Origin of the sequence: Paraburkholderia sp. SECH2, assembly GCF_030464795.1 — a bacterium.
Taxonomy (GTDB): domain Bacteria; phylum Pseudomonadota; class Gammaproteobacteria; order Burkholderiales; family Burkholderiaceae; genus Paraburkholderia; species Paraburkholderia aspalathi.
Genome location: NZ_JALPRH010000033.1, coordinates 42,609 through 53,996, shown reverse-complemented (window position 1 = coordinate 53,996; position 11,388 = coordinate 42,609). Strand labels below are relative to the sequence as shown.

9 protein-coding genes are annotated in these 11,388 nt (G+C 61.4%); 8 read left to right on the top strand and 1 reads right to left on the bottom strand.

The features are described from left to right. The 6 genes from M0D66_RS33950 (at position 1) to lpxC (ending at position 6,291) form a co-directional block, all read left to right on the top strand. Positions 1–942: a D-alanine--D-alanine ligase gene (locus M0D66_RS33950; protein ID WP_266212624.1), complete on the top strand. Its 942-nt coding sequence runs from the start codon at positions 1–3 to the stop codon at positions 940–942. A 35-nt stretch (positions 943–977) separates the two neighbouring features. Further along, positions 978–1,730, top strand: a complete 753-nt coding sequence (locus tag M0D66_RS33945) for a cell division protein FtsQ/DivIB (protein ID WP_200620025.1) — start codon at positions 978–980, stop codon at positions 1,728–1,730. Between the two features lie 27 nt (positions 1,731–1,757). Then, the gene (gene ftsA, locus M0D66_RS33940) at positions 1,758–2,990 is read left to right on the top strand and encodes a cell division protein FtsA (RefSeq protein WP_007180311.1); all 1,233 of its coding nucleotides are present in this window, start codon (positions 1,758–1,760) and stop codon (positions 2,988–2,990) included. A 132-nt stretch (positions 2,991–3,122) separates the two neighbouring features. Continuing rightward, the gene (ftsZ, locus tag M0D66_RS33935; protein ID WP_093645255.1) at positions 3,123–4,319 is read left to right on the top strand and encodes a cell division protein FtsZ; all 1,197 of its coding nucleotides are present in this window, start codon (positions 3,123–3,125) and stop codon (positions 4,317–4,319) included. 261 nt (positions 4,320–4,580) lie between these two features. Then, a complete protein-coding gene (locus tag M0D66_RS33930) occupies positions 4,581–5,084 on the top strand; it encodes a peroxiredoxin (protein WP_054040776.1) in 504 nt (167 codons plus the stop codon). 289 nt (positions 5,085–5,373) lie between these two features. Further along, entirely contained in the window at positions 5,374–6,291 is a 918-nt protein-coding gene (gene lpxC, locus M0D66_RS33925) for a UDP-3-O-acyl-N-acetylglucosamine deacetylase (RefSeq protein WP_093645251.1), read from the top strand. A gap of 81 nt (positions 6,292–6,372) precedes the next feature. Here the strand turns inward: lpxC and M0D66_RS33920 are convergent, their stop codons facing one another. Further along, a complete protein-coding gene (locus M0D66_RS33920; protein WP_054040773.1) occupies positions 6,373–6,858 on the bottom strand; it encodes a DciA family protein in 486 nt (161 codons plus the stop codon). Positions 6,859–7,149: 291 nt separating this feature from the next. On the opposite strand from M0D66_RS33920, the gene secA reads away from it, so the two are divergent. Both secA and argJ read left to right on the top strand, forming a co-directional pair. Beyond that, complete coding sequence (secA, locus tag M0D66_RS33915) at positions 7,150–9,960, top strand: preprotein translocase subunit SecA (protein WP_093645249.1); 2,811 nt, start codon at positions 7,150–7,152, stop codon at positions 9,958–9,960. Between the two features lie 151 nt (positions 9,961–10,111). Then, the gene (argJ, locus tag M0D66_RS33910; RefSeq protein ID WP_093645247.1) at positions 10,112–11,353 is read left to right on the top strand and encodes a bifunctional glutamate N-acetyltransferase/amino-acid acetyltransferase ArgJ; all 1,242 of its coding nucleotides are present in this window, start codon (positions 10,112–10,114) and stop codon (positions 11,351–11,353) included. The last annotated feature ends 35 nt before the right edge of the window (positions 11,354–11,388 follow it).

Genomic DNA, 11,388 nt, shown 5'->3' with positions numbered 1-11,388 from the left:
ATGAGCAGCATCGACCCTAAACAGTTCGGCAAAGTAGCAGTGCTGCTCGGTGGGGATTCCGCCGAGCGCGAGGTGTCGCTCAATTCCGGCCGCCTCGTGCTGCAAGGTCTGCGCGACGCCGGTATCGACGCGCATCCGTTCGATCCGGCTGAGCGTCCGCTCGCCGCATTGAAGGACGAAGGTTTTGTGCGCGCGTTCAACGCGCTGCACGGCGGTTACGGCGAGAACGGCCAGATTCAGGGTGCACTGGATTTTTACGGCATCCGTTACACGGGTAGCGGCGTGCTCGGCTCGGCGCTGGGTCTGGACAAGTTCCGAACCAAGCTCGTGTGGCAGCAGCTCGGTATTCCGACGCCGCCGTTCGAGGCTGTGCTGCGCGGCGACGACTACGAAGCACGCGCAAAAGACATCGTCGCGAAGCTCGGCTTGCCGCTGTTCGTGAAGCCGGCCAGCGAAGGCTCGAGCGTCGCCGTGATCAAGGTGAAAAGCGCCGACGCATTGCCGGCCGCGCTGCTCGAAGCGGTCAAGTACGACAAGATCGTCGTGGTGGAAAGGAGCATCGAGGGCGGCGGCGAATTTACGGCCTGTATCGCCGGCGATCTGGATCTGCCGGTGATCCGCATCATTCCGGCCGGCGAGTTTTACGACTACCACGCGAAGTACATCGCGAACGACACGCAGTATCTGATTCCGTGCGGTCTGGCGGCTGACGAAGAGTCGCGCCTGAAAGTGCTGGCGCGCCGTGCGTTCGACGTACTTGGCTGCACCGATTGGGGCCGCGCCGATTTCATGCTCGACGCCGACGGCAACCCGTACTTCCTGGAAGTGAACACGGCGCCTGGGATGACCGATCACTCGTTGCCGCCGAAAGCGGCACGTGCGGTGGGCATCAGCTATCAGGAACTGGTGGTCGGCGTGTTGGCGCTGACGCTTAAGGATTAACAAAGGACTAACCGGGGCGACCCGAAAGCAACTCCATGTGGAACAACGTTCGCCAGCTCAATCTCGCCGCCAACGCATTGCATGCGTTGCTGGTGCTCGTGCTGCTGGCGGCAGGCGGTTACTGGCTCATCCAGCGTCCGAATTTCGCGTTGCGCGAAATCCAGATCGACGGCGACACCGAGCACATCAATTCGCCGACGGTGCGCGCGGGTGTAGTAGGGCGCTTGAAAGGCAACTTTTTTACGGTGGATCTCGACGTCGCACGCCAGGCGTTCGAGCAGATGCCATGGGTGCGTCACGCGAGTGTGCGGCGGGTTTGGCCGAATGCATTGGCTGTCACGCTTGAAGAGTACAAACCGCTTGGAACGTGGGGCAGCGATCAACTGGTGAGCGTGGACGGCGAACTGTTCACCGCGAACCAGGGCGAGCTCGAAGAGGAGCTGCCGGCGTTCGACGGTCCGGACGGAACGGCCAAAGAAGTCGTCGCGCGTTATGGCGATTTCAAGAAGTGGTTTGCGCCCTTGGGCGCGACGCCCGAAGAAGTCACGCTGTCGCCGCGTTACGCGTGGACGGTGAAGCTGTCGAACGGCATGCAGGTGGAACTTGGGCGCGAACGCAATCAGGACACATTGCTCGATCGGAGCAAGCGCCTGACCGCGGCGTGGAACGCGGTGACGCAACGTTGGGGAAAGGACATCGAGTATGCGGACTTGCGCTATCCGAACGGTTTCGCGATTCGTGCCGCTGGCATGCGCTTTATCAGCGAACCCGACAAGGGCAAGAAGTAAACGGACATCACACGCAATGAGCACGCTATGAGTAAAGACTATAAAGATCTGCTGGTCGCCCTCGACATTGGGACGTCGAAGGTAGTGGCTATCGTCGCCGAGTTGAAGGGCGAGGGCCACTACGAGGTGATCGGCCTCGGCCAGAGCGAATCGAAGGGGCTCAAGAAGGGCGTGGTGGTGAACATCGAAGCCACCGTGCAGTCCATTCAGCGCGCGCTCGAGGAAGCCGAGCTGATGGCCGACTGCAAGATCACGAACGTATTCACCGGGATCGCCGGCAGCCATATCCGCAGCTTCAATTCGAGCGGCATGGTGGCGATCAAGGAAAAGGAAGTCACGCAGACGGACGTCGCGCGCGTGATCGAGACGGCGAAAGCGATCAATATCCCGACCGATCAGCAGGTGCTGCACATCCTGACGCAGGAATTCATCATCGACGGTCAGGAAGATGTGCGCGAGCCGATCGGCATGAGTGGCATCCGCCTGGAAGTGAAGGTGCATATCGTCACCGGCGCGGTGAGCGCGGCGCAAAACATTGTGAAGTGCGTGCGCCGCTGCGGGCTCGAAGTGAACGATCTGATCCTGCAGCCGCTGGCTTCGTCGCTGGCGGTGCTGACGGAAGACGAAAAGGAACTCGGCGTGGTGCTGGTCGACATCGGCGGCGGCACGACGGATATCGCGATTTTCAGCGAAGGCGCGATTCGTCACACGGCGGTGATTCCGATCGCCGGCGACCAGATCACGAGCGACATCGCGATGGCGCTGCGCACGCCGACGCCGGACGCGGAAGACATCAAGGTCGACTACGGCATTGCAAAGCAAGCCTTGGCCGATCCGGACGAAATGATCGAAGTGCCGGGTCTCGGCGAGCGCGGTCCGCGCACGCTGTCGCGCCAGGCATTGGCGGCGGTGGTCGAGCCGCGTGTCGAAGAACTGTTTTCGCTCGTGCAGCAGGTGGTGCGCGAGTCGGGTTACGAGGAACTGCTGAGCTCCGGCGTGGTGCTGACCGGCGGCGCGTCGATGATGCTCGGCATGGTCGAACTCGGTGAGGACATTTTCCTGAAGCCGGTGCGCATTGGCGTGCCGGAATACGCGGGCGGTCTTGCGGACGTCGTGCGTAACCCGCGTTATTCGACGGCGATGGGCCTGCTCGTCGAAGGACGCTCGCAACGGATGCGCGGCCGCAAGGTCGCGGTGCAGTCGGGGTCGATGGGTCAGGTCTTCACGCGAATGAAAGACTGGTTCCTCGGCAACTTCTAACGAATTCTGGGTTTGAACGGTTTTACGTAAACACGCGCTGGTGCCGGCGGCTGGCGCGCGACAGGAGGTTGCCCGATCTCCTGCCGAATAACGGCCGAAGTGGCTGCAATTTTTTATCTTGACGGAGGCAACATGGAATTCCAGATGCTGGAAACCGAAACGAACGGCACCATCATCAAGGTGATCGGAGTAGGTGGCGCTGGCGGCAATGCCGTTCAGCACATGATCAACAAAGGCGTGCAAGGCGTCGACTTCATCGTGATGAACACGGACGCGCAGGCTCTGTCGCGTTCGCGTGCATCCGCGGTGATCCAGCTCGGTAACACGGGTCTGGGCGCTGGCGCCAAGCCGGAAATGGGCCGCGCGGCAGCAGAAGAAGCACGTGAGCGCATCGCCGACGCACTGCGCGGCGCGCACATGGTGTTCATCACTGCCGGTATGGGCGGCGGCACGGGCACGGGCGCAGCGCCGGTGGTCGCGCAGATCGCCAAAGAAATGGGTATCTTGACTGTTGGCGTGGTCAGCAAGCCGTTCGAATTCGAAGGCGGCAAGCGCATGCGTGTAGCAGAAGCTGGTTCGCAGCAACTGGAGGATCACGTCGACTCGCTGATCGTCGTTCTGAACGACAAGCTGTTCGAGGTGATGGGCGATGACGCCGAGATGGACAAGTGCTTCCAGTGCGCAGACGACGTTCTCAACAACGCAGTTGCCGGTATCGCGGAAATCATCAACGTCGACGGTCTGGTGAACGTCGACTTCGAAGACGTGAAGACGGTGATGGGCGAGCAGGGCAAGGCGATGATGGGCACGGCGACGGTTGCCGGCGTCGATCGCGCACGTTTGGCTGCCGAGCAGGCTGTGGCCAGCCCGCTGCTGGAAGGAGTGGATCTGTCGGGCGCGCGTGGCGTGCTGGTCAACATCACGTCGAGCCGTTCGCTGCGTCTGTCGGAAACGCGCGAAGTGATGAACACCATCAAGAGCTATGCTGCTGAAGACGCAACCGTGATTTTCGGCGCGGTGTACGACGATGCAATGGGCGACGCGCTGCGCGTGACGGTCGTGGCAACGGGTCTGGGCCGTGCGGCGAAGAAGCAGCAATCGGCCCCGATGACGCTGCTGCGCACCGGCACGGACAATCAGCCGGTCAGCGCGCACGCTGCTTACGCAACGTCGCAGTCCCACGCAAGCACGGCCGATTACGGCGCGCTGGATACGCCGGCTGTGTGGCGTACGTCGCGCGATACGGCGGCTTCGCACGTGCAGGCGCTGCAGGAAAAGGGCGTCGACACGTACGACATTCCGGCATTCCTGCGCAAGCAGGCGGACTGAGCGCGCGAGCAGGCTTTCGTTGTGGTGCTGCGGGTTGTACAGCAGCGTAGCACTGGCGGACGAATGCATGAGCGTGGCGGGTGAACGGCGAACAAGCCGCGTATCGTCTGATTCGCGGCAAGGACAAGTGCCCTCTTCGGATTCGCGAAGCGGATGGGGCAACTGTCGCCGGATGGCGGAGCCTGCAGTTAGGCAGACGCTGAAATTCACTGCGACACGATGGCGTGCGAGTGTGCTTCGCATCGATGCAAAGGACTGAGCATGATTCAAGTAGGTGAAAAGCTGCCCGACGCGACGCTCTTCGAGTTCGTCGAAGACGCGCGGGCGGGCTGCACGCTGGGGCCTAACAGCTTCGACGTGCGCGAGCAGACGGCGGGTAAGCGCGTGGTGATCTTCGGATTGCCCGGTGCGTTCACGCCGACCTGTTCAGCCAAACATGTACCGGGTTACGTCGAGCACGCCGAGCAGTTGCGCGCGCTTGGCATCGACGAGATCTGGTGCGTGTCCGTCAACGACGCGTTCGTAATGGGCGCGTGGGGACGCGATCAGCATGCCTCGGGCAAGGTGCGCATGATGGCGGATGGCAGTGCGGCTTTCACGCGGGCGCTCGGTCTTGAGCAGGATTTGTCGGCGCGCGGCATGGGAATCCGTTCCCAGCGCTACGCAATGGTTGTCGACGACGGCGTGGTCAAGACGTTGAACGTCGAGGCTGCCGGCAAATTCGAAGTCAGCGATGCAGGGAGTATTCTCGCTACGTTGAGCTAGTTACGATGGCGTTCGATGCCTTTGCCTCGATCTGCGCGGTTACCGCGTTGTATCAGGGCAACGGCGCATAAGACGCTTTTGTGACGGGCCGTTACTCGGGCCGATGACCGGAAACGCCTCCGTTCCGGACATCGGCCCGTCACGCTTTCCCTGACGGGCGCGCTTTGGGTAATGCAGCGAAACAGATTGATACGTTCCGTGTAACGACGCTCCTTAGGGTATTGGAGTATACTTCGCGCTATGGAATAAAAAGTCCCGATTGGGATTTTCAATCGAATAGAAGATCACCATGTTGAAGCAGCGCACTATCAAATCAATCGTCAAGACAGTCGGCATCGGCCTGCACTCCGGCCGCAAAGTCGAATTGACGCTCCGCCCGGCGGCGGCGAACACCGGCATTGTGTTTTCGCGGGTGGATTTGCCTACGCCGGTGGATATCCCTGCGTCGGCAATGGCGATTGGCGATACGCGTCTGGCTTCCGTACTGCAGAAAGACGGCGCGCGCGTGTCGACCATCGAGCATTTGATGTCCGCATGCGCAGGCCTCGGCATCGACAATCTTTATATCGACGTCACCGCTGAAGAAATTCCGATCATGGACGGCAGTGCGGGTTCGTTCGTGTTTCTGATTCAGTCGGCCGGTATTGAAGAACAGAACGCGCCGAAGAAATTCATCAAGGTCACCAAGCCGGTTGAAATTCGCGACGGCGATAAATTCGCGCGTCTCGATCCGTATTTCGGTTTCAAACTCAAATTCACCATCGATTTCCGTCACCCGGCTGTGGATAAAACCGGCCAGGCGCTGGAAGTGGATTTTGCCAATACGTCGTATGTGCGGGAAATTGCCCGTGCGCGTACGTTCGGCTTTGCGCATGAAGTGGAAATGATGCGCGAACTCGGTCTGGCACGCGGTGGCAGCATGGATAACGCCATCGTGCTGGACGAATACCGCATTCTGAACAACGACGGCCTGCGTTACGACGACGAATTCGTGAAGCACAAGATGCTCGACGCGATCGGCGATCTGTACGTGGTCGGCCATCCGCTGCTGGCTTCGTACACGGCATACAAATCGGGCCACGGCCTGAACAACGCTTTGTTGCGCGAGTTGCTGGCGCATGAAGATGCGTACGAAGTCGTCACGTTCGACGACACGCAGAAGGCGCCGCGCGGTTTCGCGTACGAAACGCAGACGGCATTTGCCTGATCGGCGTAGCGCTTTCGGATGAAATGTCCGAAGCGAATGGATGAAAAATAAGCGGCCCAGATGGGCCGCTTATTTTTTTGTTCAGCGATTTCTCCGATGCCGCGCTGCCATTTTCGCCAAAGCTTCCTGCAGCGGCGAGGGCGCGAGCGATTGGGAGAGCGCGTGCAGCGCGTCCGCGCCGACCGGCGTCATGCGCGCCTGTTTGACGGGCGGCGGCTCCTTCAAAGGCTGCGGCCGCACGCGAATTCTCAGCGCATTGACCGGCCAGCCGCGCTGCTGCAGATCCGACAGCAACCTCGGTTCGATCTGGCGCAGGCGGGCGGCCAGCGCATTGTGCGCGGCAAATAGGGCCAGCACGCCTTCCTTGATGAAGCTGGGCTCTACGCTCGTGGCCAGATAATCCGGCAGCAGTTCACGCAGATCCTTTTCCAGCGCCGCAATCTGCTCGACGCCCGCGCGCAGGGCCACAAACGCGTCGGTGCGATTGAGCACTTCGGCGACGGGCTGCGGGCGGCGCGCTTTGAACTGCTTGGGCGGCGGCCTTGAAAAGGACGGAATACGGCTCATGTTCGATAGTAACGGCGCGTTCGCACCCTATGTGCGTTCACGCCGCGATTGTACCGCGCGGGATGCATGCGGACCCGCCTCAATGCGTACCGTCGGACGTCGCTGCGGCGGGCTTTCTGTGCCCTGCCAACGTCGCACGGCTGACACAGGCGCGGCCGGGGGCGCGTGCTAAAATGCCCGATTCGAATTCACTCTTGGACTAAGCCGCCGAGGCCCTTCCGACCCCGGAGCGCACGTGCATGAACTTGCACGCCGCGAACCAGCCGAAGCCGCGACGCAGACACCGATCCGATGACCACCGGTTTTCTACAGAAGATTTTTGGCAGCCGCAACCAGCGGCTAGTCAAGCAATATCAAAAGACCGTCACGGCGATCAATGCGCTCGAGCCGCAGATCGAGCAATTGACGGACGACCAACTGCGCGCCAAAACGGGTGAATTCCGCCAGCGCGTCGCGAGTGGTGAGTCGCTCGACAAGCTCCTGCCGGAGGCCTTCGCGGTGTGCCGCGAGGCCAGCAAGCGGACGCTGAAAATGCGCCACTTCGACGTGCAGCTGATCGGCGGCATGGTCCTGCACTACGGCAAGATCGGCGAAATGCGCACCGGCGAAGGCAAGACGCTCGTCGCTACGCTGCCGGTGTACCTGAATGCGCTGTCCGGCCGCGGCGTGCACGTCGTCACGGTCAACGACTACCTGGCCCAGCGCGACGCCGAATGGATGGCGCGTCTGTACAACTTCCTGGGTCTTTCAGTCGGCATCAACCTGTCGCAGATGGATCATGGCGCGAAGCAGGAAGCGTACGCGGCAGACATCACCTACGGCACCAACAACGAATTCGGCTTCGACTACCTGCGCGACAACATGGTCTACGAGACCGATGCGCGCGTGCAGCGAGCCCTCAATTTCGCGGTGGTCGACGAGGTCGACTCGATCCTGATCGACGAAGCCCGTACGCCGCTGATCATCTCCGGCCAGGCCGAAGATCACACCGAACTCTATGTGCGCATGAATGCGCTGCCGCCGCTGCTCGAACGCCAGATCGGCGAAGAGAAAGCGGACGGCACCGGCGTCGAAAAGCCGGGCGACTACACGCTGGACGAAAAAGGCCGCCAGGTCTTCCTGACGGAATCGGGCCACGAAAAGGCTGAGCGTCTGCTCGCCGAATGGGGCCTGATTGGCGAGGGCGAAAGCCTGTACGCGCCGCAGAACATCACGCTGATGCACCACGTGTACGCCGCACTGCGCGCGCACACGCTGTTCTTCAAGGATCAGCACTACGTCGTGCAGAACGGCGAAGTCGTGATCGTCGACGAATTCACCGGTCGTTTGATGTCGGGCCGCCGCTGGTCGGATGGCTTGCACCAGGCTGTCGAGGCGAAGGAACACGTCAAGATCCAGAGCGAGAACCAGACGCTCGCGTCGATCACGTTCCAGAACTACTTCCGTATGTACGCGAAGCTGTCCGGCATGACCGGTACGGCGGATACCGAAGCGTACGAATTCAACGAAATCTACGGCCTCGAAACGGTCGTGATCCCGACCAACCGTCCGCCGAAGCGGATCGACAAGCAGGATCAGATCTACAAGACCGCCAAGGAACGCTATGACGCGGTGATCCGCGACATCCGCGATTGCCATGAGCGCGGGCAGCCGGTGCTGGTCGGCACGACCTCGATCGAAAACTCGGAACTGCTGTCGCATCTGCTGAAGCAGGCCGGGTTGCCGCACGAAGTGCTGAACGCCAAGCAGCACGCGCGTGAAGCTGAGATCGTCGCCGAAGCAGGCCGTCCGAAGCGGGTCACGATCGCCACAAACATGGCCGGTCGCGGTACTGACATCGTGCTCGGCGGCAACGCTGAAAAGCAGGCGTCCTTCATCGAGAAGGACGAAACGCTTTCGGAAGAAGAGAAACAACGCCGTATCCAGAAGCTGCACGACGAATGGCAGGCGCTGCATGATCAGGTGAAGGCCGCGGGCGGTCTGCACATCATCGGCACCGAACGTCACGAATCGCGCCGGATCGACAACCAGTTGCGTGGCCGTGCCGGCCGTCAGGGCGACCCGGGTTCGTCGCGCTTCTATCTGTCGCTGGAAGATCCGCTGCTGCGCATTTTCGCTGGTGATCGCGTGCGCGCGATCATGGACCGTCTGAAGATGCCGGAAGGCGAGGCGATCGAGGCGGGCATCGTGTCGCGTTCGATCGAATCGGCGCAACGCAAGGTTGAAGCGCGTAACTTCGACGTTCGCAAGCAATTGCTCGAATACGACGATGTGTCGAACGATCAGCGCAAGGTAATCTACCAGCAGCGCAATGAATTGCTCGAAGCGAACGACATCACCGAAACGATCGGCGCGATGCGCGGCGGCGTGATCGCCGATATCGTTCACCAGTTCGTGCCGGCCGGCAGCATCGAAGAGCAGTGGGACGTGCCCGAGCTGGAGGAAGTTCTGCGCAACGAATGGCAGCTCGACCTCGCGATCCAGGAAATGATCAACGAGTCGAACTCGATCAGCGCGGACGAGATTCTCGAAGCTGTCGAAGCCGCCGCAGACGAAGCGTATGAATCGAAGGTCGAACAGGTCGGCCGCGAATCGTTCAGCGCGTTCGAACGCTCGATCATGCTGCAAACGCTGGACCGTAGCTGGCGCGAACATCTGGCCGCGCTCGATCACCTGCGCCAGGGTATCCATCTGCGCGGGTACGCACAGAAGAATCCGAAGCAGGAATACAAGCGCGAGGCGTTCGAACTATTCGCCGCGATGCTCGACGCCGTGAAGCTCGAAGTCACCCGGGTGGTGATGAACGTGCAGATCCAGTCGCCGGAACAGCTGGAACAGGCCGCCGAGCAACTCGAAGAGCAAGGCGGCCACCTCGAAAACGTCGAGTTCCGTCACGCCGAATTCGCCGAAGCGGCAGCAGCAGCGCCTGCCGCTGCGGAAGCGGCTACCGCCGCCATGATCGGCGACGCGATGAGCCACGGCGCCTCGCACGCCATTGGGTCGGACGTGAGCGTGGACAACGTGCCGAAGGTCGGCCGTAACGACCCGTGCCCGTGCGGCAGCGGCAAGAAGTACAAGCAGTGTCACGGCAAGATCGCATAATGCCGAAAAGCGGCGCGCTTTAAGCGCGCCGCTTCGTTTTACACAATGTTTTGCTGATGATTTCGCGGTGGTTCGGCTACAGGCTTGAGCCATCAGTTACCGATCCCTCGATGCCGGCGCCTGCCGGCATTTTCTTCGACAGGTCGCGACCATGGCTGTCAATTTTCCCTCGATCGATCCCACTCAACTTCACCCTGTCGCCGGCGTCACGCTGGGCTGGGCGGAGGCGAATATCCGCAAGCCGAACCGCAAGGACGTGCTGGTCATTTCTGTCGGCGAAGGCGCGACAGTAGGCGGCGTGTTCACGCAGAACCGTTTTTGCGCCGCACCCGTCACTGTGTGCCGAGAGAATCTGGAGCGCGTGCGCGCGGGCGGCAAGCCGATTCGCGCGCTGGTGATCAACACCGGTAACGCAAATGCAGGTACGGGTGAGCCCGGCCTCGTGGCCGCGCGCGAAACCTGCGTCGAGCTCGCGCGTCTCGTTGATATCGCGCCGGAACAGGTGTTGCCGTTTTCGACGGGTGTGATTCTTGAACCGCTGCCGGTCGATCGTCTGAAGGCGGGTCTGCCCGCGGCGCTGGCGAACCGCAAGGAAGCCAACTGGTACGACGCCGCCCAGGCGATCATGACCACGGATACCTTGCCGAAAGCCACCTCGCGCCAGGTCACGATCGACGGTCACACAGTCACGCTCACCGGTATCAGCAAGGGCGCCGGCATGATCAAGCCGAACATGGCGACCATGCTCGGCTTCCTCGCATTCGACGCTAGCGTCGCGCAGCCTGTGCTCGACGCACTGGTCAAGCACGTGGCGGACCGCTCGTTCAACTGCATCACGATCGACGGCGATACGTCGACCAACGATTCGTTCATCCTGATCGCCTCGGGCAAATCGAGCCTGCCGGCGATCACGTCCACCGATTCGCCCGCTTATGCAGCGCTGCGCGACGCGGTGACCGAAGTCGCCCAGACCCTCGCACAGCTGATCGTGCGCGACGGCGAAGGCGCGACCAAATTCATGACCGTGCATGTCGAAGGCGGCTCGAGCGTCGGCGAATGCCGCCAGATTGCGTACGCGATCGGCCACTCGCCGCTCGTGAAGACAGCCTTCTATGCATCGGATCCGAATCTCGGCCGCATTCTCGCGGCTATCGGCTATGCCGGCGTCGACGATCTCGACGTCGGCAAGATCGATCTGTATCTGGACGACGTGCTGGTTGCTACCGCCGGTGGCCGCAACCCGGCCTACCGTGAGGAAGACGGCCAGCGCGTCATGAAAAAGAGCGAGATCGGCATTCGTGTCGTACTCGGCCGCGGTAATGCGCAAGCCACGATCTGGACTTGCGATCTGTCGCACGATTACGTGAGCATCAACGCCGACTATCGTTCGTAACCAGGTTTATTACGCGGCGCTTAAGGCCGCTTATC

Coding starts and splice junctions, on each gene's coding strand:
- M0D66_RS33950 (WP_266212624.1), top strand. CDS start 1: ATGAGCAGCATCGACCCTAAACAGTTCGGCAAAGTAGCAGTGCTGCTC.
- M0D66_RS33945 (WP_200620025.1), top strand. CDS start 978: ATGTGGAACAACGTTCGCCAGCTCAATCTCGCCGCCAACGCATTGCAT.
- ftsA (WP_007180311.1), top strand. CDS start 1,758: ATGAGTAAAGACTATAAAGATCTGCTGGTCGCCCTCGACATTGGGACG.
- ftsZ (WP_093645255.1), top strand. CDS start 3,123: ATGGAATTCCAGATGCTGGAAACCGAAACGAACGGCACCATCATCAAG.
- M0D66_RS33930 (WP_054040776.1), top strand. CDS start 4,581: ATGATTCAAGTAGGTGAAAAGCTGCCCGACGCGACGCTCTTCGAGTTC.
- lpxC (WP_093645251.1), top strand. CDS start 5,374: ATGTTGAAGCAGCGCACTATCAAATCAATCGTCAAGACAGTCGGCATC.
- M0D66_RS33920 (WP_054040773.1), bottom strand. CDS start 6,858: ATGAGCCGTATTCCGTCCTTTTCAAGGCCGCCGCCCAAGCAGTTCAAA.
- secA (WP_093645249.1), top strand. CDS start 7,150: ATGACCACCGGTTTTCTACAGAAGATTTTTGGCAGCCGCAACCAGCGG.
- argJ (WP_093645247.1), top strand. CDS start 10,112: ATGGCTGTCAATTTTCCCTCGATCGATCCCACTCAACTTCACCCTGTC.